At 63.5% G+C, this 24,210-nt stretch carries 20 protein-coding genes, 2 tRNA genes and 1 other RNA gene; 14 read left to right on the top strand and 9 right to left on the bottom strand.

The features are described from left to right. Positions 1–10: 10 nt before the first annotated feature. Positions 11–1,459, bottom strand: a complete 1,449-nt coding sequence (locus T5B8_RS17760; protein WP_353180702.1) for a M48 family metalloprotease — start codon at positions 1,457–1,459, stop codon at positions 11–13. 520 nt (positions 1,460–1,979) lie between these two features. On the opposite strand from T5B8_RS17760, the gene T5B8_RS17755 reads away from it, so the two are divergent. Next, positions 1,980–3,074, top strand: a complete 1,095-nt coding sequence (locus tag T5B8_RS17755; protein WP_353180701.1) for an AI-2E family transporter — start codon at positions 1,980–1,982, stop codon at positions 3,072–3,074. Positions 3,075–3,523: 449 nt separating this feature from the next. Here T5B8_RS17755 and glcF read toward each other — a convergent pair whose 3' ends face one another. From glcF to T5B8_RS17725, 6 genes are read right to left on the bottom strand one after another with little or no spacing between them, the layout of a single operon-like run. After that, positions 3,524–4,756 carry a glycolate oxidase subunit GlcF gene (glcF, locus tag T5B8_RS17750; protein WP_353180700.1) on the bottom strand — a complete coding sequence of 411 codons (1,233 nt, stop codon included), beginning with the start codon at positions 4,754–4,756 and terminating at the stop codon, positions 3,524–3,526. Positions 4,757–4,767: 11 nt separating this feature from the next. Next, positions 4,768–5,832, bottom strand: coding sequence for a glycolate oxidase subunit GlcE (glcE, locus tag T5B8_RS17745; RefSeq protein ID WP_353180699.1), 1,065 nt, complete (start codon positions 5,830–5,832; stop codon positions 4,768–4,770). After that, the gene (locus T5B8_RS17740; RefSeq protein WP_353180698.1) at positions 5,829–7,334 is read right to left on the bottom strand and encodes an FAD-linked oxidase C-terminal domain-containing protein; all 1,506 of its coding nucleotides are present in this window, start codon (positions 7,332–7,334) and stop codon (positions 5,829–5,831) included. Before T5B8_RS17740 ends, glcE begins: the two co-directional genes overlap by 4 nt. 57 nt (positions 7,335–7,391) lie before the next feature. Beyond that, positions 7,392–8,801, bottom strand: coding sequence for a PhoH family protein (locus T5B8_RS17735; protein WP_353180697.1), 1,410 nt, complete (start codon positions 8,799–8,801; stop codon positions 7,392–7,394). Positions 8,802–8,842: 41 nt separating this feature from the next. Further along, on the bottom strand, positions 8,843–9,310 hold the full coding sequence (locus T5B8_RS17730; protein ID WP_353180696.1) for a peroxiredoxin: 468 nt from the start codon (positions 9,308–9,310) through the stop codon (positions 8,843–8,845). Between the two features lie 49 nt (positions 9,311–9,359). Continuing rightward, on the bottom strand, positions 9,360–9,899 hold the full coding sequence (locus T5B8_RS17725) for a glycine cleavage system transcriptional repressor (protein ID WP_353180695.1): 540 nt from the start codon (positions 9,897–9,899) through the stop codon (positions 9,360–9,362). Positions 9,900–10,035: 136 nt separating this feature from the next. On the opposite strand from T5B8_RS17725, the gene dapA reads away from it, so the two are divergent. From dapA to T5B8_RS17685, 8 genes are all read left to right on the top strand, one after another. After that, on the top strand, positions 10,036–10,932 hold the full coding sequence (dapA, locus tag T5B8_RS17720; RefSeq protein ID WP_353180724.1) for a 4-hydroxy-tetrahydrodipicolinate synthase: 897 nt from the start codon (positions 10,036–10,038) through the stop codon (positions 10,930–10,932). Between the two features lie 560 nt (positions 10,933–11,492). Next, a complete protein-coding gene (locus T5B8_RS17715) occupies positions 11,493–11,765 on the top strand; it encodes a hypothetical protein (RefSeq protein ID WP_353180694.1) in 273 nt (90 codons plus the stop codon). A gap of 9 nt (positions 11,766–11,774) precedes the next feature. Further along, a complete protein-coding gene (locus tag T5B8_RS17710; protein ID WP_353180693.1) occupies positions 11,775–12,485 on the top strand; it encodes a YjbF family lipoprotein in 711 nt (236 codons plus the stop codon). Positions 12,486–12,534: 49 nt separating this feature from the next. Continuing rightward, on the top strand, positions 12,535–13,338 hold the full coding sequence (locus tag T5B8_RS17705) for a hypothetical protein (RefSeq protein WP_353180692.1): 804 nt from the start codon (positions 12,535–12,537) through the stop codon (positions 13,336–13,338). Beyond that, positions 13,335–15,509: a YjbH domain-containing protein gene (locus T5B8_RS17700; protein WP_353180691.1), complete on the top strand. Its 2,175-nt coding sequence runs from the start codon at positions 13,335–13,337 to the stop codon at positions 15,507–15,509. Before T5B8_RS17705 ends, T5B8_RS17700 begins: the two co-directional genes overlap by 4 nt. Positions 15,510–15,804: 295 nt before the next feature. Then, positions 15,805–16,086 carry a hypothetical protein gene (locus T5B8_RS17695; protein ID WP_353180690.1) on the top strand — a complete coding sequence of 94 codons (282 nt, stop codon included), beginning with the start codon at positions 15,805–15,807 and terminating at the stop codon, positions 16,084–16,086. 414 nt (positions 16,087–16,500) lie between these two features. Beyond that, a tRNA-Ser gene (locus T5B8_RS17690) sits at positions 16,501–16,678 on the top strand. A gap of 49 nt (positions 16,679–16,727) precedes the next feature. Continuing rightward, a tRNA-Ser gene (locus tag T5B8_RS17685) sits at positions 16,728–16,818 on the top strand. 217 nt (positions 16,819–17,035) lie between these two features. Here the strand turns inward: T5B8_RS17685 and T5B8_RS17680 are convergent. Then, entirely contained in the window at positions 17,036–17,320 is a 285-nt protein-coding gene (locus T5B8_RS17680) for a hypothetical protein (protein ID WP_353180689.1), read from the bottom strand. A gap of 312 nt (positions 17,321–17,632) precedes the next feature. Here T5B8_RS17680 and T5B8_RS17675 point away from each other — a divergent pair, with 312 nt between their 5' ends. The 5 genes from T5B8_RS17675 to recR all read left to right on the top strand — a co-directional run bounded on the left by T5B8_RS17675 (position 17,633) and on the right by recR (position 23,096). Continuing rightward, positions 17,633–19,711, top strand: a complete 2,079-nt coding sequence (locus tag T5B8_RS17675) for a putative bifunctional diguanylate cyclase/phosphodiesterase (RefSeq protein WP_353180688.1) — start codon at positions 17,633–17,635, stop codon at positions 19,709–19,711. Positions 19,712–19,844: 133 nt separating this feature from the next. Continuing rightward, an RNA gene (gene ffs / locus T5B8_RS17670) (signal recognition particle sRNA small type) lies at positions 19,845–19,941 on the top strand. A 149-nt stretch (positions 19,942–20,090) separates the two neighbouring features. Next, entirely contained in the window at positions 20,091–22,130 is a 2,040-nt protein-coding gene (dnaX, locus tag T5B8_RS17665) for a DNA polymerase III subunit gamma/tau (RefSeq protein WP_353180687.1), read from the top strand. Further along, entirely contained in the window at positions 22,127–22,450 is a 324-nt protein-coding gene (locus tag T5B8_RS17660) for a YbaB/EbfC family nucleoid-associated protein (protein WP_348767345.1), read from the top strand. The genes dnaX and T5B8_RS17660 overlap by 4 nt, the downstream gene beginning before the upstream one ends. A 49-nt stretch (positions 22,451–22,499) precedes the next feature. Further along, on the top strand, positions 22,500–23,096 hold the full coding sequence (gene recR, locus T5B8_RS17655) for a recombination mediator RecR (RefSeq protein ID WP_353180686.1): 597 nt from the start codon (positions 22,500–22,502) through the stop codon (positions 23,094–23,096). 621 nt (positions 23,097–23,717) lie between these two features. Here recR and T5B8_RS17650 read toward each other — a convergent pair. Beyond that, positions 23,718–24,210: IS110 family RNA-guided transposase (locus tag T5B8_RS17650; protein ID WP_353180685.1), on the bottom strand; the 493-nt coding region annotated here is incomplete at its 5' end.

Genomic DNA, 24,210 nt, shown 5'->3' with positions numbered 1-24,210 from the left:
CGCACGTGGCTCAATAGCGGGCGTCGGCACTGACCTGTTCGCGGCATTCGCGCTCCGACCAGGTGGTATGGCAGGCCTTGACCATCTGGTCGAGCAGGGCGCGCAGGCGCGCCTTGTCGAAGGCGTTGAGTTCGGCGGTCTGCAGGGCGGTGCGTAGCTGATTGATCGCCGGGCCATAGGCGCCGCGCAGTTCGTAGTATTTGGCCTGGCGATAATAGGCTTCGCCCAGGTTGTCCTGCTGGCCGGCCACACGCGCAAGCATCTGCTGGGCTTCGGACGACTGGGCCAGCAGGTCGCGATCCTGGAGCAGGAAGGTCCGCATGGCCTGCAGATCGCCTTCGTTCATGAGCAGTTCGGCATAGTCGATCTTGACCGCCACGCTGTTGGGAAAGGCGCTGCGCGCGCGCTCGAGCAGATCCCGTGCTTGTGCGCTCTGTCCCGCCTGGGCCCGGGCATCGGCCAGGGCGAGTAGATAGGCCTCGCTCTGCGGCGCCTGGGCGAGCAGCGGTTCGAGCAGGGCAGTCGCGTCGCTCGTGCGCCCGAGCTGAAGCAGGGTCAGGGCATAGCCGTAATCGAGGGCGGGGGTATGGCCCTCGTCGGCGCGGCGCTGTTCGTAATAGCGCAACAGGTCGCTGTATTGCTTGCTCACCAGCACCCGCGCGCGTTCCTTCATCAGCGGGTAGGCGTCGCTTTCGTGTACGTCGGTATCTGCATAGTCGCGTGCGCGGGTCTCGGCCTCGGCCATACGCGTATTGCTCACCGGGTGCGACAACAGGATTTCCGGCAACTGATTGCCGTACAGCCGCGAGCGGCGCTGCATCTTTTCGAAGAAGCTGGCCATGCCGTCGGGGTTGTAGTCGGCCTCGGCCATGGTGCGAATGCCGATCCGGTCGGCCTCGAACTCGTGCGCGCGGGTGAAGTTCGTCTGCTGCTGGTTGAGATTCGACACGCCGGCGGTCACGGCGGCACTGAGCGCGTCGGGGTCGCCGCCGCCGGCGATCGCCGCCACCAGGATCGCCGCAGCCGTGGCCCAGCCCATGCCCGAAGTCGACTCGATCTGGCGCGCGATATGACGCTGGGTGACATGCGCCATTTCGTGGCCCATGACGCCGGCCAGCTCGCTTTCGTTATCGGTTTCGGTGATCAGCCCGGCATTGACGCCAATATAGCCGCCTGGCAGCGCAAAGGCGTTGACCTGGCTGCTGTCGATCGGATAGAAACGAAACGCACTGGCATCGGCATCGGTATGCGCGGCCAGGCGCGTGCCCACGCGGGTGAGATATTCGCGCAGCTGGATGTCTTCGATGATCAGATGGCGCGCGAGTAGCTGTGCGACCACCTGGCGGCCGATCTTGTCTTCCTCGGCAGGGGACATGTAGTTGTCGGCGGGCTGGCCGATGCTGGGCAGCTGATAGTCGCGCGCGCTGACGGCCGTGCTCACGGTCAGCAGTGCTGCCATGACTACGAGCAGAACACGGGTCGATCGAACGGTGGCAACAATCACGAGGTAAGCATGTCGGTGGTGCGGGAACACGATATTTCGACCGCAGATTAGCGTGTTTCGTTCATTCGATTAAACTGGATACCAAGGAACCGAACGATCTATTCATACACGGATCGCGTTTGCGCCCCGACGGCATCGACACAAGGCGCGTGGCGTCGCGTTGGCGCCGTGCGATGACCCGGCCATGTAACACCCGCCAGCCGCGGTTGGTGTCAAAATGGCGGGGCCCGTGTCTGGCGCCTGTCGCGCCGTCACGGCTTACGTATGTGCGAATGCAAACGGTCATAGCGGCGCTTTGTCGGTCGCTCAAAACACGCTGGCGCGGGGATAAATCTTCGGGTTGGCCAAAGAAACTGTCATTCAGCGTGCGGGTTCGCCTATCGCCCCAGCACACAGGAGCCCATGTGCCCAGTAATCTGTCCGCGTCGATTGTGTTCGTGCCCTGGGTGGCGCCGTTAGCGGCAGGGCGTGTGCAATGAACGTGGTACGCGAATGGTTCAGCCGCCATTTCTCCGACCCGCAGGTGGTCGCGCTGGCGTTGATTCTGGTCAGCGCCCTGGTGCTGGTGATGGTCTTCGGTGCGCTGCTCACGCCGGTGCTCGCTGCAGTGGTTATCGCCTATCTGCTGGATTCGCCCGTGATCTGGCTCGAGCGCGTGCATGTACCGCGCTGGGCCGGCGCGGCGCTGGTCTCTACGGCATTGCTGATCGGCGTGGTGTGGGTGAGCTTTGCGTTGCTGCCGCTGCTCACCCGCCAGGCCGGCCAGAGTCTCACCGAGGTACCGGGCCTGATCAGTAGCGCCCAGGACTGGATCGCGGCCTTGCCGAAGCGCTATCCCGCGCTGATCACCAACGAACAGATCAACGCCATGATCAACAGCATGACGTTTGATGTCGGCTCGCTGCGCCAGACCGTGGTCAGCCGCTCGCTGGTGGTTGGCATGAGCCTGCTGTATCTGGCGGTCTATCTGCTGCTCGTGCCGTTGATGGTGTTTTTCATGCTGCGCGACAAGGATCAGATCCTGCGCTGGTTCGCCAACTTCGGCCCGCGTAATGGCCGGCTCGTGCGCAATGTCTGGGCCGACGTAAACGCACAGCTGGGCAACTACGTACGCGGCAAGGCGGTGGAAATCGTCATCGTCTGGATCGTGGCCTATGTCGTGTTTTCCCTGCTCGGGCTCAAGTACGCCATGTTGCTTTCGGCCCTGGTGGGTTTTTCCGTTCTGGTGCCCTATATCGGCGCCTTCGGCATGACCGTACCGGTGATGCTCGTGGCCTATGCCCAGTGGGGATTCGAAGCACACACGCTCTATGTGCTGATCGCCTACGGCATTCTGCAGATGCTCGATGGCAACGTGCTGGTGCCCGTGCTGTTTTCCGAGGCAGTGAATCTGCACCCGGTGGCCATCATTACGGCGGTGCTGTTTTTCGGCGGTATCTGGGGCTTCTGGGGCGTGTTCTTCGCCATCCCGCTGGCCACGGTCGTACACGCCGTGATCAAAGCCTGGCCGCGCCGCGCGGCGGTGCTGCCGGAACTCGACAGCCCCCGCGACGAGCAATCGGCGGGCTAGCAAAGACACCGTGGCCTCGACCGACGCCATACCCGTAGCGCGTAGGGCGTAGGTTGGATTAGCGAAGCGTAATCCAACACCGAATGCGGCGCCGATAGCGACTCCGCCACCACGGCTCAAACGGCCTCGGTGGCCCGTTCCATGTTGGCTTACGGCCTGTCGGCCTAAGCCAACCTACGCGGCTACGCCGAGTTCATTCAAGTCCGCAAATGAACGCGAAAAGCGCAAATGCGGTTCCCCGAACGCCGGGCTCGGGCGTAGGGCGTAGGTTGGATTAGCGCAGCGTAATCCAACACCGAACGCGGCGCCGATAGCCACTTCGCCACCACGGCTCGAACGGCCTGAGCGGTACGTTCCGTGTTGGCTTACGGCCTGTCGGCCTAAGCCAACCTACGTGACTAGCCTAGTGGCGTGTCGCAATGAACACGCCGCTTTCTGCGGCTGCCGAGCTATGCCGCGGCGGCGGGTTCGAGCAATTCGATCCAGTGGCGTACCGGCACGCCGGCGGCGGATTCCAGATGCAGCTGGCAGCCGATATTGGCGGTAACGATGACATCCGGATCGCCGGCCTGGAGCGAGGCGAGCTTGTTCTCGCGCAGCTCGTTGGCCATGGTCGGCTGCAGGATCGAATAGGTGCCGGCCGAGCCGCAGCACAGATGCGGGTCGCGCACATGGGTGAGCTTGTAGCCCGCCTGGGTGAGAATTTCCGCGACGTTGTCGTGCAACTGCGGCGCGTTCTGCAGCGTGCACGGCGGGTGATAGGCCACCTGGCGGCCGTGGCCCAGATCGCCCAGCGTACTCAGGTCTTCCTGGGCAAGGATATCGCTTAGATCGCGTGCCAGTTCGGAAACACGCGCCGCCTTGTCGGCGTATTCGGGGTCATTGCGCAGCATATGCCCGTATTCGACCACCGATGCGCCGCAGCCACTGGCGGTGAGCACGATCGCCTCGGCGCCGTCTTCGATATAGGGCCACCAGGCATCGATATTGCGACGTGCGAAGTCGTTGGCCTCTTCGCGATGGGCCAGATGCTGCGACAACGCGCCACAGCAGCCGCTGGCCTTGGGCGCGACCAGGCGCACACCCAGCTGCGAGAAGATACGCGCGGCATGGGCGTTGGTATTGGGGGCGGCCACCGGCTGTACACAGCCGTCGAGCACGATCATCGTGCGGGTCGTGTTCTCGGCGCTCGGCCAGTCCAGCGCCTTGCGCCGCGGCGGCATCTTCTGCTTGAGCGGGGCCAGCGGGCCCACCAGCAACGGTTTGAACAGATGCCCCAGCGCGAAGAAGAAGGCAAAGCGGTTGCGATACGCCACGATATGGCGCAGCAGCCAGCGCAGCACGCGTTCGTGCATCGGCCGCTGAACCTGTTGTTCGACCAGGTCACGGCCGATGTCGGCCAGCTTGGCGTATTCCACGCCGGACGGGCAGGTGGTTTCGCAGGCGCGGCAGGTCAGGCAGCGATCCAGATGGGTCTGGGTCTTCTCGGTGGGCGTTTCGCCCTCGAGCATCTGCTTGATCAGATAGATACGCCCGCGCGGACTGTCGCGCTCGTCGCCCAGCAACTGGTAGGTAGGGCAGGTCGCGGTACAGAAACCACAGTGGGTACAGGCACGCAGAATACGATCGGCTTCCTCGCCGTCGGGCGTGTCGCGCAATTGCGGGATGATGGACGTCTGCATGTTGGACTCTTCTAGAGTTCGGGGTAGATACGGCCCGGATTGAGAATACCGGCCGGATCCATAGATTGTTTCAGGCGTTGCTGCAGGGCCAGGATCGACTCACCCATCGGATGAAAACGCGGTGTGGCCTCGCCGCGATAGACCGTGGCATGGCCACCGGCGTCCTTGACGATACGCCGCAGCGCCACGGCCTCCATATCCGAACGCACCCAGCGCTGCGCGCCGCCCCAGTCGAGCACGCAATCGCCGTTGATATCGAGCATGGGCGCGGCCGGCGGCACCGATACGCGCCACAACGCGCCCTCGCTGTCGCTGAAGAACGGACGCTCGTGTTCGCGTACCGCGCGCCAGAACGGGCGGTCGTCTTCCAGCGTTTCGCCGCCGAGTTTTTCGCAGGCGGATTCCACCGAAGACGTGGCGCCGGCCAGGCGCAGATAGGTCTTGCCGTCTTCCCAGTAGGCGCCGGTGATCGGCCAGGGCTTGAGCTGCCAGTCACTGATTTGAGTCAGCGACTGGGCGGCCGTATGTTCGAACACGCGCGTGATCTGGCTGCGGGCGACCGGCAGTACCTTGAGGCTGATATCGAGCAGCACACCGAGCGTGCCGTACGCGCCCGCCATCAGGCGCGACAAATCATAGCCGGCGACGTTTTTCATCACTTCGCCGCCAAAGCGCAGAATCTGGCCCTGGCCGTTGACGATGCGACAGCCCAGCACGAAGTCGCGGGCCGCACCGGTAAACGGCCGCGCCGGGCCGGACAGCCCGGTGGCAATGGTGCCGCCCAGGGTGGCGTTGTCGCCAAAATGCGGCGGCTCGAAGGCCAGCATCTGGTGCGACTCGTCGAGTACCGCTTCGAGCTCGGCGAGCGGTGTGCCGGCCCGCGCGGTCATCACCAGTTCACCCGGTTCGTAGTTCACCACACCGGTATGCCCGGTCACGTCCAGCGTTTCGCCCTGCACGCGTTCGCCGAGGAAATCCTTGCTGCCGCTACCACGCAGGTGCAACGGGGTCGCGTTGGCGAACGCCTCGCTGACGCGTTCGCTCAGTTGTTGGCTCTGATCGGCAGAGGTCGTCACAGTCGCTCCAATTCAGGGAAGGGCAGTTCGCCGTTGTGCACGTGCATGGCGCCGAATTCGGCACAGCGATGCAGGGTGGGCACCGCCTTGCCGGGGTTGAGCAAGCCCTTGGGATCGAAAGCCTGCTTGACGGCATGAAACTGGGTCAGTTCGTCGGGCGGAAACTGCACGCACATCTGGTCGATCTTTTCCACGCCCACGCCGTGCTCGCCGGTGATCGTGCCGCCATGTTCCAGACACAGCTCGCAGATCGCGCCGCCGAATGCCTCGGTGCGCTCCAGCTCGCCTTCGATGTTCGCATCATAGAGGATCAGCGGATGCAGGTTGCCATCGCCGGCATGAAACACATTGGCCACGCGCTGACCGTATTTCTCGGACAGCTCGCCGATGCCGATGAGTACGTCGGCCAGGGCCTTGCGCGGGATAGTGCCGTCCATGCAGTAATAATCCGGCGAAATCCGGCCCATCGCCGGAAACGCGGCCTTGCGCCCGGCCCAGAACACGGCACGCTCGGCATCGTCGCGGGATACGCGCACTTCCGTTGCGCCCTCGCGTTCGACCACTTCCCGCACATCGGCGATATGTTCATCCACCTCGGCATGGGTGCCGTCGACCTCGCACAGCAGAATCGCGGCCGCGTCGGTCGGATAGTCCGCGTGTACGAATTCCTCGGTCGCCACGATCGCCGGATTGTCCAGCATTTCCAGCCCGGCGGGCACGATGCCGGCCTGGATGATGGCGGCGACCGCATCGCCGGCCTTGCGTACGTCATCGAAGGCCGCGAGTACGACCTGGGCACGTTCGGGCTTGGGCAGCAGTTTGACCACCACCTGCACGATCACGCCCAGCAGGCCCTCGGAGCCGGTCATCAGCGCGAGCAGGTCGTAGCCGGGTGTATCCAGCGCTTCGCTGCCGATGGTCATGCGCTCGCCGTCGACGGTGACGATTTCCAGCTCGACGATGTTGTGCGTGGTCAGTCCGTATTTCAGGCAGTGCACGCCGCCCGAGTTCTCGGCGACGTTGCCGCCGATCGAACAGGCAATCTGCGACGACGGGTCGGGCGCGTAGTACAGCCCGAGATGCGAAACGGCTTCCGAAATCGCCAGATTGCGGACGCCCGGCTGGACCGTGGCGCGGCGATTGGCGGTATCGATATCCAGAATCTGCTTGAACTTGGCCAGCGACAGCAGCACGCCGTTATCCATCGGCAGCGCACCGCCCGACAGGCCCGTGCCCGCGCCGCGCGCGACCACCGCCACGTCGTTGGCATGGCAGACCTGCATGGCAATCTGCACCTGCTCGATGGTCTCGGGCAGGATGACGATCATCGGCAGCACGCGATAGGCAGACAGCCCGTCGCATTCGAAGGGACGTAAATCCTCTTCCGCGTGCAGCACGACATGTTCGGGCAGCTGGGCGACGAGTTTGTCGATCAGCTGCGCCTTGTCCGGGCGCGAGGCGAGGACCTGTTCCGCGGCGTCCGCGATAGCGGTATCGGCCATGGGCGATCTCCGAAGAAAAAGGGCCGGATACGGCGGGCGCGCCGTATCCGCGAGGGGCTAAAGTTTATCAGAGGCGTACTGGGCCAGCCGCGAGCGCTCGCCCCGTGCCAGGGTTACGTGACCGGCATGGCGCCAGTTGCGAAACCGGTCTACGACATTGGTCAAACCGGAGGTCGTTTCGGTCAGATAGGGCGTGTCGATCTGGGCAAGGTTGCCCAGGCAGACGAACTTGGTGCCCGGCCCGGCGCGTGTGATCAGTGTCTTCATCTGCTTGGGCGTGAGGTTCTGGGCCTCGTCGAGAATGACGAAGCGCTCCAGGAACGTGCGCCCGCGCATGAAGTTGACCGAACGGATCTTGATGCGCTTGGCCAGCAGTTCGTTGGTGGCGGCGCGTTCCCAGTCGGAGCCGCCGCCAGCGCCGGTGAGCACTTCGAGGTTGTCCATGAGCGCGCCCATCCAGGGCGTCATCTTTTCTTCCTCGGTGCCGGGCAGAAAGCCGATGTCGTCGCCCACGGGCACGGTCACCCGGGTCATGATGATTTCGCGATAGCGCGATTCATCCAGGGTCTGGGCCAGGCCCGCGGCGAGCGTCAGCAGCGTCTTGCCGGTGCCGGCCGCGCCCAGCAGCGTGACGAAATCGATATCCGGGTCCATGAGCAGGTTGAGCGCGAAGTTCTGTTCGCGATTGCGCGCATGTACGCCCCAGACGGCCTGCTTACCCACGCGATAGTCCTGGGCGAGTTCCAGAACCGCGCTGTCGCCTTCGATATCGCGGCTGATCAGTTCGATATCGTTATCGTGATCGAAATGCAGCAGCTCGTTGAGATGCCAGTCGGCGATCTGCGGGCCGCGCAGGCGGTAGAAGGCATTGCCGGCTTCGGTCCAGGACTCCATGGTCTGGCCGTGGGTATCCCAGAAATCGGCGGGCAGGGTGGCATGCCCGGTATAGAGCAGGTCGAGATCCTCGAGGACCTTGTCGTTGATGTAGTCCTCGGCCTCGATACCGACCACCGACGCCTTGATACGCAGGTTGATGTCCTTGGACACCAACACCACTTCCGAGCCGCCGAATACATTGCGCAGCGACAACGCGCTCAGCAGGATGGAGTTATCGGCCTTGTTGCCGGGCAGCATCGTCGGCAGCGTGCCTTCGGCCGGGCGCGTCTCGAAATACAGCCGGCCGCTGGCCTGCGGGGCCTCGTTGCTGCCATTGCTGTTGAACGTGACATCGGCATTCAGGGCCAGACCGGCGTCGATTTCGGCATGGCTTTTGTGCGCCATCAGTTCGTCGAGAAAACGACTCACCTGACGGACATTGCGGGCGACCTCGGATACGCCTTTCTTGCCGGCGTCGAGCTCCTCGAGCACGACCATCGGAATGAAGATGTCGTGTTCCTGAAAACGAAACAGCGCGGTCGGGTCGTGCATGAGCACGTTGGTGTCGAGAACGAACACGCGTCGGGACATTAGGATCCCTCGTCGGTTGTGGTGCGCGGGCAGGTAAGCGCTTAGGCGAGTGCGCGTACGGCGGCTAGAACTTCGTCGGCATGGTCGGCGACCTTGACGCCACGCCAGACATGGCGCACGACACCTTCGCCATCGATCACGAACGTGCTGCGCTCGATACCGATATGGGTGCGCCCGTACATGTTCTTTTCCTTGAGTACGCCAAAGGCGTTGCAGAGTTTTTCATCCGCGTCGCTGATCAGGTCGAACGGGAAATCGTATTTGGCGCGAAAGTTCTCGTGCTTGCGCAGCGAATCGCGCGAGACACCCACGATCTCGGCGCCGGCGGCCTTGAACTCGTCGTAGCGATCGCGAAAGGCCTCGCCTTCCTGGGTGCAGCCGGGCGTGTTATCGCGCGGGTAGAAATAGAGCACGAGCGTGCGGCCGGCGAAATCCGACAGCGACAGTTTCTTGTCGCCGGTGGCCGGGGCCGAAAACGCGGGGGCGTTGTCCTGGGTTTGCAGGGTCATGATCGGATGAACTCCGGTAATACGGCGTGTAATGCAACGCGACAGGGCGTTATGTCTTAATCGGGTCGAGCAGCCCGTCCGCATGCAGGTCGTCGCAGACATCCATGAACGCATCGCGCAGTGTCTGCGGGTGATGGGCCGTGGGCACGTTGATGGCCAGATGCAGGGTGCACATCAAGGCGCCGGTCAGCCCCGATTCATAAGACTGCGCGCTGATCTCGACGACCTGTGTGCCCTGATCGGTGAAGAAGTCGAGCAACTCGCCCAGCAGACCGGGCTGTTGCGGTGCGACCACTTCCGCGGCGTAGGGGCGAAAATCCGGCTGCGCCTCGGCCGGGCGCGAATGCTGGAACTGCACGGCCAAACCCAGATGCTCGGCCAGGCCCGGCAGCGCGCTTTCCATCTTGCCCATGGCGCTCCAGTTGCCACGCAACAGCATGGAAGCGGAAAACTGGTCGCCCAGCGGGGTGATACGGCACTCGCTGATTTCGCAGCCTCGCCGGGCGATCGCGCCCACCAGATCGCGGGCCAGCTTGTCGCGATTGCTGCCCAGCGCCACGATCGAAAGGTATTTCTTGATTTCCGGCATGAGCCTGATGTTGTCTCGACGGGCTAAAAGCCGGTTATGGTAGCACTACACGCGGCGTGTTCACGTGGTTACAATGCGCGCCCAATCGCTGTAGGAGAGAACAGTGGGTCAGGCCAATACACAACTGGGTGGCAGCATGGTGGCGATCGTCACGCCCATGCATGCCGACGGCAGTGTCGACTGGGACAGTTTCGAAAAGCTCATCGACTGGCATATCGCCGAGGGCACCGATGGCATCGTCGCGGTCGGCACCACCGGTGAATCCGCTACGCTCGGCTTCTCCGAGCACGACGAAGTCATCGAGCGCGCGGTCGAACTGGTCGACAAACGTGTACCCGTGATTGCCGGCACCGGTGGTAACGCCACCGACGAAGCGATCCGCCTGACGCGTCATGCCAAGCGCGTGGGCGCGGATGCCTGCCTGCTGGTCTGCCCCTACTACAACAAGCCGACCCAGGAAGGCCTGTATCGCCATTTCCATGCCATCGCGATGGCCGTGGATATTCCGCAGATACTCTACAACGTACCCAGCCGTACCGGCGTCGACATGCTGCCGGAAACGGTCGCGCGTCTGGCACATATCGACAACATCGTCGCACTCAAGGAAGCCAAGGGTTCGATCGAGCGTATTCATGCCCTGATCGAACAGGTCGGCGACGGCATCGATATCTTCACGGGCGACGACGGCACGGCCATGGAGTCGATGCTGGTGGGCGGCAAGGGCGATATTTCGGTCACCGCCAACGTGGCGCCGCGCCTCATGCACGAAATGTGTGCTGCTGCCATCGCGGGCGACCGGCAGAAAGCCGAAATGCTCGATGCCAAGCTGCAGCCGCTGCATACCGCGCTGTTTCTCGAACCCAACCCGATTGCGGTGAAATGGGCGCTCTATCAGATGGGCTATATCGGCCCGGGTATTCGCCTGCCGATGACCCCGCTGGCCGAGCACTTCCACGAGCCCGTACGCGATGCGTTGAGAACGCTTGGGCTGCTGGATGAGGCGGCGGCGAACGAACGGCGCGCCGGTTTGTGATCGCAGGCCAATTGGCTTAAGGTACAAGTGTCATATCAATCGAACCTAAACGGGTTCCGAGCATTAATAACTATGCGTAAGTTTTTGATTGCCAGTGCGTTTGTTGCTTTTGCTGCCCCTGGCGCAGTGCTCGCGCAGGCCAGCGGCGCTTCCGATTCCGCGGCTGGTTCCAATTCCGCGGGCGCTACCAATTCGGCGAACTCTGCGGGTGCGCCCAACGCTTCCGGGAGCGCGACGGCCGGCGGTAGCGGCTCAGCGGGTGGCGCGTCGGCTGGCGGCGGCGCTGTGGCTGGCGGCGGCGCGGCCGGCGCGGGCGCTGCGGTGACCAGTACGGCGGCACTCGCCGCTGTCGGTACGGCTGCGGTTGTCGGCGGCGCGGTCGCGTTGTCTAACAGTGGCGGCGGCGACGACGATGACGAGAACGTAACCACGGGCACGACCGGGACGACCGGTACTCGTTAAACGGTTATTGGTCGGTTGAAATTTCGCTTGCGTTGATGTGCGCCGGGCGATAAATTAGTAGATAAGGCTGTGTATCTGGCCATTCCAAGGGAGTCATCATGATTAAGAATATTCTTGCAGCGACTGCTATTGCTATGTTCGTCGCGTCGCCGATGGCTTTCGGCCAAGCGGCTTCGGGTTCTGCTGGCACGTCGGGTGTTGCTGCAGGCGGTGCCGCCGGTGCGGCCGGTGCTAGTGTGGCCGCGGGTGCTACGCTGGCCGTAGTCACCACGGCTGCTGTCGTTGGTGGTGTCATTGCTGCTTCGAACAGCGGCGGTGATGACGATGACAACATCACGGTGCCGACTGGCACGACGGGCACCACCCCGTAGTAAGACAGGATGAGTCGCCTCCATAGGCTTCTCCTTGAAGGCCGCCTTCGGGCGGCCTTTCTGTGTGTGGCCGTCGTATTGGTTTGCTTATCCGTGGCCGGCTGTGCCGAGGGGCGCCGGAGTAGTCCGTTCGTTTCAACGTTCGCGACATTTCTGCCCGGTGGGGGCGGCGATGTAGGCAAGCAGGCCGCTGCGATTCCCTATGCGTCGGTGAATCTATCCATCGGGCGGGCCGGGGGGCTGCTCATACTGGCCGAGAAGACCGACGACCTGACGTTCTGGCAATCCAGTACACGCGAAACCATTGTGTTTCGGGACGGCTATCTCGAGTCGACGCAGGGGTTGAATACGGACCTGCTCTATAGTCGGATGGGCGATGGCCAGAGCGGCCCTATGGCGCTGTGGCGCGAGGCGAGCGCCGGCAGCGGCCAGGCATTGCACTATGCGGTCCAGCGGGGCTGGCGCGATGCGAAAGGCAATACACATGCGGCGGCCGGTCAGGCCAGCTTCGAGTGTGAGGCCGCGCCCGAGCCGCGAGAGCTGCCATTGACCACACTGGATTTGATTCGCTGCGTGGAAAGCGTGGCATGGGCCGACGGCGCGAAAACGCGTTCGGTCGTTTGGCGCGAGCCGGCGACGGGGCGTATTTGGGCGGGCGATGTCGCCGCTTGGCCTGGCGGGTTGAGGGTGACCTGGGACGTTGCGCGGCCCTGGTGGTAACGCGAAAATACTAAGCGCGCGTCGCGCGTGAATTGGGGAGAAGCAGGGCATGCATAGCCGCGTCAAGAACGCTGGGCGCTACGGGTGGGCGCTGACCTGCGGCGTGTGTGCGCTGGCACTCTCGATTGCAGCGTATGCCGATTCCAGCGTGCCGGGTAACGGCGGCGAGGCGCCGCAAGCAGCGGGCTTTGCCAATGTGCTCGATGCATGGTTGGGTTTTCCGGACCTGGCGGACAGCGATACCCCCTACACCTATTTGCGCGCTGACCAAACCGCGGATAACACACGCGTGAAACGCCAGGATCTGGTGCGCGAGCTCGACGATCTGCGCTGGCGCCTGGAAGCCGGCGGTTATGCCGCTTTCGTTCAAGCCCTCGATCAATGGAAAACACAGCTGGCCGCGATTCGTGTCTTCCGCGAGCCGGGCGATTGGAGCCCGGCCTGGCTGATGGCCAATCCGCACCGCAATCCGCCGATCAGCCGGGTCGCTGCGATCGGCGCCTGCGACGCGCCGGACTGGGTGGAAATCTGGTCCGGCCAGGGAATCGAACGCACGCCTTGGCATACCGACCTCATGCTTTCCGATCTCGCCGCCAGCGGCGTCATGGATGTTGACGGCGTACGCGTGGTGAGTGTTGTCGCCCCCGACGGGCGCGTACGTCGCCTGGGTCAGGCCGCGGACAACTATTCCGATTCCGAGTTGTTGCCGGGTACGCGCGTGGTCGTACCGCTGCCGCTCAAAGGCGAGGCGTTCCCATGGATCCGGGACACCATCGCGCAGGTGCTTGCCCATGCGCCGTCCGGCCAGGACTGTACTGAAATGAGATTCGCGCAGACAGGGGCGCCGCAATGAGCGCCGATTCCAACCGGCTGAACTTACTGCAGCGTCACGCCTGCGCGGTTTGTGGGGCGTTGCTGGTGTTTCTGCCTGCCGCGCATGTCTGTGCGCAGGACGGCGACACGTCCGAGGGCGATCCGCTACCGGTTTTTCAGGCCGATTACGGCGGCGTAGGGCTTATGGAGACGCCCACCGCACGTATGGCGCCGGTCGGCACGTTTTCGTTTACCTACAGCGAAGTCGAGCCTTACACGCATTATGCGTTCAGCTTCCAGCCGTTCGAATGGATGGAGGCCGGCTTTCGCTATACCCAGATCGAAAACCGTCTTTACGGCCGCTCGATCGCCGGCAATCGGGACTATCTCGACAAGGGCGTCGACCTCAAGCTCTCGCTTGTCGACGAGGGCGCTTATATGCCGCGGCTCGCCGTCGGCTTTCGCGATTTCGGCGGCACCGGTCTGTTCGGCAGCGAATACCTGGTCGCCAACAAACGCTGGTACGACTTCGATTTCAGCCTGGGTGTAGGCTGGGGTTATCTGGGTTCGCGCGGTGATTTCAGCAACCCGTTCGGGGTTCTGGGCGAGCGTTACAAGGAACGCATCGACGAAGACACCGGCCAGGGCGGCGACTTCAACCTCAAACAGCTGTTCTCGGGCCGGCCCAGTGTCTTCGGCGGCATCGCCTATCACACCCCGTTCGAGCCGCTGACGTTGCAAGTCGAATATGAGGGCAACGACTACGAAAGCGAGCCGCTCGACAATCCGCAGGATCAGGATTCGCCAATCAACATTGGTGCGCGGATACAGGTCAACGACAACCTGACGCTATCGGCGGCCTGGGAACGCGGCAATACCGCCATGCTGGGCGCCACGTTGAGCGTGAACCTCGCCACCCTGAAACAGCCCAAGAACGATCCTTCGCCGGTCGCGGTCGGCGAGCCGGGTGCCGCGCGCGAACAGGGTGAGGGCTGGGACGAGGCCGCCAAACAGTTGTCGGCCAACGCAGGTATCGCCACCCGGCGCATCTCGCGCGATGGCAACGCGCTGGTGGTAGAAGGCTCGCCCACGCGTTACCGCGCCACGCCGGAAGCGGAACTGCGTGCCAATCGGATTCTGCATAACTTCGCCGACGCCGACATCGACCAGTTCCGCTATCGATGGGTCGAGCGTGGCATGGTCGCGCGCGAGGACACACTGCCGCGCGATCCGCTACCGGCCGAGCCCTTCATCGTCGAGCCGAGCAGCGTATTCAGTGATCAGGACTATCGCTACGGCGTCGCCGCGGTCGCCGCATCGGGCAAGCGCGCCGAGCGTGAAAGCGAGCAAACCCTCTACGAGGACTTTGGCGATGTCTTCAGCTGGCGCTTGTCGCCGGGCCTGCGCCAGAACTACGGCGGGCCGGATGGCTATCTCTATCAGATACTGGCCAAGCTCGATACCCAGCTCAAGACCGACGAACACGGCTGGTTCTCGGGCACGCTCGGCTACACGCTGCTCGATAATTTCGACAATTTCGACTATATCGCCGACTCCGATCTGCCGCGGGTACGCACCTACGTAGCCAACTACCTCGATGAAACCGAGCTGGGCGTGTACAACCTCCAGTACACGCGTACGGCGCGTCTGGCCGACAACTGGTTCGGCATGGCCTATGCCGGCTATCTCGAACAGATGTATGCCGGCGCGGGCGGCGAAGTCATGTACCGCCCGTTCAACAGCGATGTGGCCTTCGGAATCGATGCGAACTGGGTGCGTCAACGCGATTTCGATACCCAGTTCGGCCTGCGCGACTATGAAACCTGGGTCGGTAATGCCACGGCCTATATCGACACCGGTTTCAAGGACGTACTGGCCAAGATCAGCGTCGGTCGCTATCTGGCCAAGGACATCGGCACCACGCTCGATTTCTCGCGGCGCTTCGAGTCGGGTGTGCGCCTGGGCGCCTTCGCCACCTTCACCGATGCCGGCGACGATTACGGTGAAGGCGGTTTCGACAAGGGCATCTACCTGAGCATGCCGCTCGATCTGTTCTTCAACAAATCGTCGCGCAGCTACGCGTCGGTCGGTTGGCAGCCGCTCACCCGCGACGGCGGGGCGCAACTGGCACGCCGTTACTCGCTCTACGGCCTGACTGACATGCGTGCGATCGACGACTACTGGGAAAGCTACGAAGACGTGCGGCGCTAAGTTCGTGCGCCGGCGCGGCGTCCGCATGCGAACGGGCGGGCCGAGCGGTCGTGTGCGGCGCGCAACCGGTAGCGCGGCAAGCTGTGATCGCGTGCGCGCGGGAATCATCCGACCCGCGACGCGTTGCAGTACGAGGCGAGCGCCGCGTGTCGCCTCATGGTGTCGTCAGGACAAGGTTGGGCAAGTCGCGGATCACACGGGTCTGTGCGCAGCCGCGACGGCCCGCCAATGGTAGGATGCGCGAATTGTCAGCGCGCTGGCGCCAGTATTCGGCGACCGATTCAGTGGAGTGTTCGTGAATAAATTGCTTTTCCCGGTTTTAGCTTCGGGCCTGCTTGGGCTCGCCGCGTGCAGCACGACACCGGCCTGCCTGAAGACACAGTCCTATATGAACGCGCAGTCGTTCCCGCCGTTGAAAAGCCCGGCGGGCCTGGACGTGCCCCAACCCGATCCGAGCATGCGCATCCCCGATGTGGCGACAGGCCCGGTCGGCCATTTCGACGATGTACCCGCCGGCCGCGACGCCGAAGACCCGGCCGCGCGTTGTCTCGTCACGCCACCGGCAATGAACAGCTAGCTGTGTAAACCCACCAGGTTGTTCACGTCCAAGCCGAGTCGGCTAATGGGTGTTTTGTAATCGAGGCGGGCATGCGGGCGGTGCCAGGCGTAGGTTGGATTAGCGAAGCGTAATCCAACACCGAACGGAGCCCCTTATGGCGTGTACCCGCCAGGCTTCGGCTGGTCACTGCGCCAGCCCCCTGTTGGCTTACGGCCGTTGGCCTAAGCCAACCTACGCGGCTTCGACCGGCTCCGGTGCCTGACAATGTTGGCTTACGGCCTGCCGGCTCAAGCCAACCTACTTCGCCGACGTGGCTACGAGCCGTAGGGCGTCGCGCACAATCGGAGCTCGCCGGTAAGGAGATTCAACAATCCCTGCCGCTGCGCCACCCCGAAAGGGCTTTTTTTACGTTACAATGCGCGTCGCCGTAGGGGAGAGGTGTCCGAGCGGTCGAAGGAGCACGCCTGGAAAGCGTGTGTGCGCCTCCAATAATCGAGGCCCGTACCGAAGGTTCGACCAGCTGCACCGCAGCTGACGCGAACATGCTTCGCATGTGAGTCCGAAGGATTGAAGCTCGCGTTAGCGAGATTCAACAATCCCTCCCTCTCCGACAGCCCGATAGGGCTGTTTATAAGATACAATGCGTTTTTTGCCGCCGTGGAGAGGTGTCCGAGCGGTCGAAGGAGCACGCCTGGAAAGCGTGTGTGCGGTAACCCCGTACCGAGGGTTCGAATCCCTCCCTCTCCGCCACCCCGGCAAACCCTACCGACAGGCGTAGGTTGGATTAGCGAAGCGTAATCCAACAAAGAACCCCGCCTCGATATCGACTCGCCCACCAGCGCTTGAGCTGGCTAAGAAGCGAATCCGCTATTGGCTGACGGCCCGGCGGCCCGAGCCTGTCGATGCCAATACGGCACGCCAGTTGGGCAAAGCGCAGCGGGTAACGTCCGCTGCGCCTGGCGCGTCTTTAATAGGTAATCCCCGGATCGCCGCTCTGAATGGAGTCGTCGCCGACCTCGCCGCCTTGCGGCTTTTCTTCCTGGTCTTTCGAATCGTCGGCCTGGGGCTGCGCGTCATCCATCGTGGGATGGTCGACGTGCTGATCCGTGGTTTGCGAGTCGAGTGCGCTATCTTCGTCAACGCGTTGGCAGTTGACACCGCCATCGGCGGATTTACGGCACTCGGTGTCGGCCATGGCGGGCGCGGCCGCGCTGCACAATACGATACCAAGGCCGATAAGAAGCGTTTTCATGGGCATAAAAAGTTGGGATGGATTCATGACCACCAATAGAACATTGTCTGCACTGGCGCGCAAACGATCGTTAGCGAGCGATCGAGAATAGGTAAAAGTTTCGTATTGCGCGCAACTTGGGTACCGCATTAAAACGAGTTTGTGATAAACACTGTGCAACGGCGTACCGAGTAAAGTTTTCCGCGAGCGCCGTGGCACCGACCCGCCGATAGCAAGCGGGCAGCCGAAAACAATGCTTCGAGTGCGCCGGCAGCGCCCCTTGCGCGGCCGGCGCGCCGTTAAAATGGGGCTCGTATTTTGGGGGATAACGCGTTGCAAAGCGTTTATATGTTCGGGGAGTACCACGCGCCGTTGGTGGCGCTGTCGCTTCTCGTGGCAACGCTTGCCTCGTTTACGGCCTTCGATGTGGTCAGTCGCATGGGCGCGCGCGAGAGTTGGCGCGCCTACGGGTGGTTGCTGGCGGGCGCGCTCGCGCTCGGCACCGGGGTGTGGGCGACGCATTTCGTAGCCATGATCGCCTTCGAACTGCCGGTGAGCATCAGCTACGACCTGCCGCTCATTCTGTGTTCCTGGGCGATTGCGGTGCTCACCAGCGGGGTGGCGCTAAACGCCTCGACGCGTGCCGGCTCGCCGCGACGGCGTGTAGTCGTGGGTGCACTCGCGCTGACCGTGGGTATTGCGAGCATGCACTACACCGGTATGGAGGCAATGCATGTCCAGCCGCGCAGCGAATATCACTTCGATATTATCGCGGTATCGATCGCAGCCTCGTTCGTGGCCTGTCTTGTCGCCCTGTGGATGGCCTCGTTTCTGCGCCGGCCGCGTGCGCGCGGCGGCTTTGCGCGCAAGATTGGCGCGTCGCTCATTCTTGCCGGCGGCATTGCCGCGGTTCACTACATCGGTATGGCCGCCACGCGTTTCAGCGTCGGTAGCGCGTTCGGTACGCCCAGCGCACTGGATTCGGTATTGCTGGCGACGCTGGTCGGCGCCTCGACGCTGGTCTTTCTCGGCATCGCGCTGGTGGTTTCGATCCAGGATCGGCGCATCGAGTCGGAAACCGCGGAACTGGTCGCATCACTGAGCCAGGCCAACGCCGAGCTGTTACACCGCAGCCGCCACGACGCGCTTACGGGCCTGCCCAATCGCTCGATGCTCAATGAACGCATCGACAAGCGCCTGGAGCGCTGGAAGACCACGGGCGCGGGTTTTACCGTGGCCTATATCGATCTCGACGGCTTCAAGGCGATTAACGATCATCTGGGCCATCGCGCCGGCGATGTCCTGCTAAACCGGATCGCGGAGCTGCTCCGGCAATCGCTGACCCCGCAGGACATGGTCGCGCGCATGGGCGGCGACGAGTTCGTGGTGCTCATGGACAGCGTCGACGACGTCCGCGCGGCGAGCGCGGTCTGCGGGCGGATCTTGAGCGCGATCACTGCCGTGGAATATCAAGGCGTGGAGCTGGCGGCGAGCGTGGGGTATGCCGTGTGTCCCAACGACGGTGCCGAGGCAGAAATGCTCGTGGCCGCTGCGGATATGGCGATGTATCGCGGCAAGCTGGCCGGCAAGAACCGGGTCCAGCGCTATCGTGAAGATATGGGCGCGCGCATGTCCGACGACTTCGCTCTCCAGGGCGAACTGCGCGAGGCCATTCGCGGTGACGGGCTGGCGGTGTATTTCCAGCCGCGCTTTCATACCCGCGAACGCACGCTCATGGGCGCGGAGGCGCTGGTGCGCTGGCCGCATCCGGTACGCGGGTTCATATCCCCGGAGCGTTTCATCGGCATTGCCGAGCGCTGCGGTCTGATTACCGAACTCGAGATCCGGGTGCTGGATCTGGTGGGCGGGCATATCCGCAGCTGGCTGGATGCCGGGCTGCACGTGCCGCCGATTTCGGTCAATCTCTCGGCGGTGCGTATCCGCGATGAAGCGCTGCCGGATCACGTCCAGGCCTGTCTGGACAAATATTCGCTCGACCCGGGCTATATCAGCTTCGAGATCACGGAATCGCTGGCCGTGCGCGAGATCGTGCAGGCGCGCAGCGCGCTGGGCATGTTCAAGCACATGGGTATCGAGGTCGCCCTCGATGATTTCGGCACCGGCTACTCGAGCCTGTTCTATCTCAAGCAGTTGCCGATCCAGCAGATCAAGATCGATCGCGGCTTCATCGCCGACTTGCCCGATGTGAGCGAGTCCAAGGCGGAAATCGTCGAATGGATCATCCGGCTGTCGCACGAACTCGGGCTCAAGGTCGTCGCCGAGGGCGTGGAAACCGAAACGCAGCTGCACTATCTCCAGCAGATCGGCTGTGACGAGGTGCAGGGCTTTCTGCTCAGCCGGCCGCTGCCGGCGGAAGGCTTCCGGCAGTTGCTCATCCCGCAGGGCGCATAGCGCCTGGCAGGGCGCCGAAGCAGCATGTGCTGCACCCGGGTAGCTCAAGTACGTGTTTTTGTGTATCGTCTGCGCCCACAGGACAGCCAGCCTAGCGGCTGCGCATCGTTCTCACGCTTTCGAGGGTGGCCCGCGTCGGTGCCCCCGCGACGACATGCCGTGAACCCCGTCAGGCCCGGAAGGGAGCAGCGGCAGCGGCAGACTCGGGCGCCGGGGTGTCGCTGGCGCGGGCCGCCACCTTTACGCTTGAAACCGGCGGCCGTGGCCGCGATAGTCGTGCCTATGAGCCCTCATCGTGCGATGACCATCCGCGCCGTGTACCCGAGCGAATCATGATCGAGTCTTTTGCGCAATTGTTTGCCAGCCACGCGCATAGCGTATGAGTTTTCAGGCACTTGCCCGGACCTGGCGGCCGCGGCGCTTCGACGAGCTCGTCGGCCAGGCGCATGTGGTGCGCGCGCTCACCCATGCGCTCGAGCAGGACAAGCTGCACCACGCATTGCTGTTTTCCGGCACGCGCGGTGTGGGCAAAACCACGCTGGCGCGCATCATCGCCAAATGTCTGAACTGTGAATACGGCACCAGCGCGCACCCCTGTCGTGGCGATGAAGGCTGTGCGACCTGCCGCGAGATCGACGAGGGCCGGTTCGTCGACCTGATCGAGGTCGACGCCGCATCGCGTACCGGTGTGGACGATACCCGCGAGCTCATGGACAACGTCCAGTACGCACCGACGCGCGGGCGTACCAAGGTGTATCTCATCGACGAGGTACACATGCTCTCCAAGCATTCGTTCAACGCGCTGCTCAAAACGCTCGAAGAGCCGCCGCCGCGGGTGCAGTTCTTGCTCGCCACCACGGAACCGGAAAAGATTCCGGTGACCATCCTCTCGCGCTGTCTGCAGTTCCCGCTCAAACGCCTGCCGGTGGCGGAGATCACCGCGCAGTTGCGTCATATCGTCGATGCCGAATCCATCAGCGCCGAAGAACAGGCGCTGGTGGAAGTCGCCCGGGCCGCCGATGGCAGCATGCGCGACGGGCTGTCGCTGCTCGATCAGGCCATCGCCTTCAGTGGTGGCGCGCTCGAGGCCGAACCGGTACGCGACATGCTGGGCACCATCGGCCAGGGGCGGGTGGTCGAGCTCGTGGAAGCGATCGTGGATGCCCGCGCGCCGGCCGCGCTCGAGGCGCTGGCCGCGTTGTATGCCCAGGGCATCGATATGCGCTACCTGCTGGAAGCGCTGGCCACCGCCTGGCAACAGATCGCCACCATTCATGTCGTGGGCGAGGCCACCGACGAAAGCAGCCAGATATGGGAAGCGGTCGCAGGCCGGGCCGATCCCGCGAACGTGCATCTGTTCTACGACATCGCGCTCGCCGGCGTACGCGATCTGGCCCATGCGCCGGACCCGCTGGTAGGCGTGAAGATGAGCGTACTGCGCATGCTCGCGTTTGCGCCGGCCGGAACGGACGTAGGCACGGCGGCCCCGCCCCAGCAATCCAGCGCGCCGCCGCAATCCGCGCAGCCCGAAGTCCAGGCCAAACCGCAAAGCGCACAGACGCCCGCCAGCGGCATCGCTCAAGTTCGTGCCCAGCTGAACGGTAGCGCAAAGAAGACAACGCCCGCGCCAGCCGATCGCAAACCGGACGAAAAACCACAGGCTGCCGAGCCGCAGCCGCAGCCGCAGCCGCAGCCGCAGCCGCAGCCGCAGCCGCAGCCGCAGCCGCACGTCGACGATGCCGGTCAGGCGCGCGCGCCAGCGGCCGAGCCCACGGCTACGCCGGCCCCGGCAGTGACCGAGCACGAAGCGGCGCCGCCACACGCGCAGACAACCGCCCACGGCACCGCGCCGGACGCGCCGGACGATACCGCTCCTATCGACACAACCGAGCCACCGGCCGCGGCGGCGTCGCAGCCGGCAACCGTCGACGAGCGTTCTGCGCCGGCCGTGCCCTCAGAACCTGAGGCCGAGCCCGAGCCTGAGGCGGCATCGAACATGGGTGCCGACGAATGGCACACGCTCGTCGAGCGCCTGTCGCTGGGCGGGTTCGCCGCGCAACTGGCGCATAACGGCATCTGTCGCCGACTCGACGAAAACCAGATCGTGCTGGCACTGGCCCGGTCCAATGAATTTCTCGCCACGCCCAATAACAAGGACGCCCTGCAGCAGGCCCTGGCCAGCGAATGGGCACCGAAAGAGGCGCCCCGGGTCGTCATTGAATATGTCGACGAGGCCCGTGACACACCGGCCCAGCGCATCGAGGAGGATGCCCAGGCGCGCCAGCAGGCCGCCATCGCCTCGATCGAGAACGACCCCTTTGTTAAACAGCTGCGCGAGCGCCTTGGCGCACAACTGCGCGCAGAAACCATCAAGCCCCATCGCAACAAAGACGCGATGCCCAACCGAGACGAACTATGAAAGGTCAACTAGGCAAGATCATGCAGCAGGCCCAGGCCATGCAGGGCAAGATGCAGGAAGCCCAGGCCGAGCTCGCCAAGATGGAAATCACCGGCGAATCCGGCGCCGGCCTCGTCAAGGTCGTGATGAACGGCAAGCACGAGGTCAAGAATGTGGTCATCGACCCGAGCGTGTTCGAAGAAGACCGCGAATTCGCCGAAGACCTCATCGCCGCGGCGATCAACGACGCCGTGCAACGCGTGAGTGCCGCGAGCAAGGAAAAGATGTCGGAAATGACCGGCGGCCTCGATCTGCCGCCCGGCATGAACCTGCCGTTCTGAGCATGCTGCGCATCGTGTGGGTGGCCAGGTCAGGGCAGGGCTAGTCGGCATGGCCTTTTCTCCGGCGCTCACCAGCCTGATCGATGCCCTGCGCATACTGCCGGGCGTCGGCGCGAAAAGCGCGCAGCGCATGGCGTTTCACATGCTGCAGCGTGAACGCGAGGGCGCGGCGCATCTGGCGCGCAGCATCGAACAGGCGGTCGAAAACGTCCACCACTGCAAGTCCTGCCGCATGTTTACCGAGCACGAGATTTGCGATATCTGTGCCAACGAACGCCGCGATGCCTCGGTGGTATGCGTAGTGGAAAGCCCGGCCGATGTCATGGCCATCGAACAGAACACCGACTTCGGCGGCCGTTATTTTGTGCTGCTCGGTCGGCTGTCGCCCATCGATGGGGTTGGCCCGAACGAACTCGGACTGGATATTCTGCGCCAGCGGCTGGCCGAAGGCACCGTGGAAGAGGTCATTCTGGCCACCGGGGCCACCGTCGAAGGCGAAGCCACGGCCCAGTACGTGGCCGATCTCGCCCGCCAGCACAATGCCAGCGTGTCACGAATCGCCCATGGCGTACCCATCGGCGGCGAACTCGAATACGTCGACGCCGGCACCCTCAGCCAGGCCTTCAGCGGCCGCCGCGCCCTCTAGCGCAAGCCTCAAGTAGTCAAGTAGGTTGGATTAGCGAAGCGTAATCCAACAAAGAACGCAGCCCACAGAGCCAATCAGGCCGCCGTGCTTCAAATTGGCCTCGAGGCTTGCCGCACGTTGGCTTACGGCCTGTCGGCCTAAGCCAACCTACAAGACTACAAGACCTCGATCCGGCGTAGGTTGGATTAGCGAAGCGTAATCCAACAAAGAACGCAGCCCGCAGATCCAACCCGGCCCCGTGCTTGCAATCGCCCATGAGTCTTGCCCGCGTTGGCTTACGGCCTGTCGGCCTAAGCCATATATGGATCCGCTCCGGTAAGCAACCTCGATCATCAACAGAGCAGGCGGCGTCCGTATATTCGGCCTCGGTGTTGGCACATCCTTGGGTGCCGGGCCTTGATGAGTATTCGTACGCCCGAGCGCACAATCGACCTATCGGCCTCGCAGGCCTGTGGCTTAGTCGGCGTTTCAAGGGCGTCGGTTTGACCTGTTGTTCATCAGTCGCGATTGCCGACACGTGGCGGTGACCGATTCAGAGCACCGCGTGATCGGGTGTCAGTGCATACACAGACCTTGGCTATTGCTGTGTGTGGCTTTGATGATCGTGTGCACACGCATGGCTCAGGCCGCGCGATAGCTATCGCCGCTGTACATCAGCGCCCAGAGAATGCGGGCGTTCTTGTTCGCCAGCGCCACGGCCGCCTTGTTGCGCCCGTTGCGCGCCACGCGTTGACGTAGCCAGTCGCCACGTCGGCCCGGCAAATGCTCAACCCGGGTCAACAGCGCACGGGCGCCGTGAACCAGCAGCGTGCGCAGATAGCGCGACCCTCGTTTGGTAATCGAGCCCAGCCATTGGCGATCGCCGCTGGCATGCTGTTTGGGCACCAGCCCCACCCACGCCGAGACCTGCCGGCCGTTGTCGAACAACGCCGCATCGCCGACCGTGGCGTAAAAGGCGGTCGCGGTCTGGGCTCCGATACCGCCGACCGCCATCGCCCGGCGACAGAAGTCGATCTGATTCGCCAGCGCCTTGATGTCCCGATCGTATTGCTGCATGCGCGCTTCGAGCGCATGAAAATGATCGTACAGATCGGCCACCAGCGCGCGCAGGCGA

This window comes from Salinisphaera sp. T5B8, assembly GCF_040361255.1.
GTDB lineage: Bacteria > Pseudomonadota > Gammaproteobacteria > Nevskiales > Salinisphaeraceae > Salinisphaera.
Note: the sequence above shows the minus strand (reverse complement) of the source record. Positions and strands in the feature narration are given on the sequence as shown.

Bases quoted from the DNA above. Each gene is read 5' to 3' on its own strand.
- T5B8_RS17760 (WP_353180702.1), bottom strand. From the start codon at position 1,459: ATGGCAGCACTGCTGACCGTGAGCACGGCCGTCAGCGCGCGCGACTAT.
- T5B8_RS17755 (WP_353180701.1), top strand. From the start codon at position 1,980: ATGAACGTGGTACGCGAATGGTTCAGCCGCCATTTCTCCGACCCGCAG.
- glcF (WP_353180700.1), bottom strand. From the start codon at position 4,756: ATGCAGACGTCCATCATCCCGCAATTGCGCGACACGCCCGACGGCGAG.
- T5B8_RS17740 (WP_353180698.1), bottom strand. From the start codon at position 7,334: ATGGCCGATACCGCTATCGCGGACGCCGCGGAACAGGTCCTCGCCTCG.
- T5B8_RS17735 (WP_353180697.1), bottom strand. From the start codon at position 8,801: ATGTCCCGACGCGTGTTCGTTCTCGACACCAACGTGCTCATGCACGAC.
- T5B8_RS17730 (WP_353180696.1), bottom strand. From the start codon at position 9,310: ATGACCCTGCAAACCCAGGACAACGCCCCCGCGTTTTCGGCCCCGGCC.
- T5B8_RS17725 (WP_353180695.1), bottom strand. From the start codon at position 9,899: ATGCCGGAAATCAAGAAATACCTTTCGATCGTGGCGCTGGGCAGCAAT.
- dapA (WP_353180724.1), top strand. From the start codon at position 10,036: ATGGTGGCGATCGTCACGCCCATGCATGCCGACGGCAGTGTCGACTGG.
- T5B8_RS17715 (WP_353180694.1), top strand. From the start codon at position 11,493: ATGATTAAGAATATTCTTGCAGCGACTGCTATTGCTATGTTCGTCGCG.
- T5B8_RS17710 (WP_353180693.1), top strand. From the start codon at position 11,775: ATGAGTCGCCTCCATAGGCTTCTCCTTGAAGGCCGCCTTCGGGCGGCC.
- T5B8_RS17705 (WP_353180692.1), top strand. From the start codon at position 12,535: ATGCATAGCCGCGTCAAGAACGCTGGGCGCTACGGGTGGGCGCTGACC.
- T5B8_RS17700 (WP_353180691.1), top strand. From the start codon at position 13,335: ATGAGCGCCGATTCCAACCGGCTGAACTTACTGCAGCGTCACGCCTGC.
- T5B8_RS17680 (WP_353180689.1), bottom strand. From the start codon at position 17,320: ATGAAAACGCTTCTTATCGGCCTTGGTATCGTATTGTGCAGCGCGGCC.
- dnaX (WP_353180687.1), top strand. From the start codon at position 20,091: ATGAGTTTTCAGGCACTTGCCCGGACCTGGCGGCCGCGGCGCTTCGAC.
- T5B8_RS17660 (WP_348767345.1), top strand. From the start codon at position 22,127: ATGAAAGGTCAACTAGGCAAGATCATGCAGCAGGCCCAGGCCATGCAG.
- recR (WP_353180686.1), top strand. From the start codon at position 22,500: ATGGCCTTTTCTCCGGCGCTCACCAGCCTGATCGATGCCCTGCGCATA.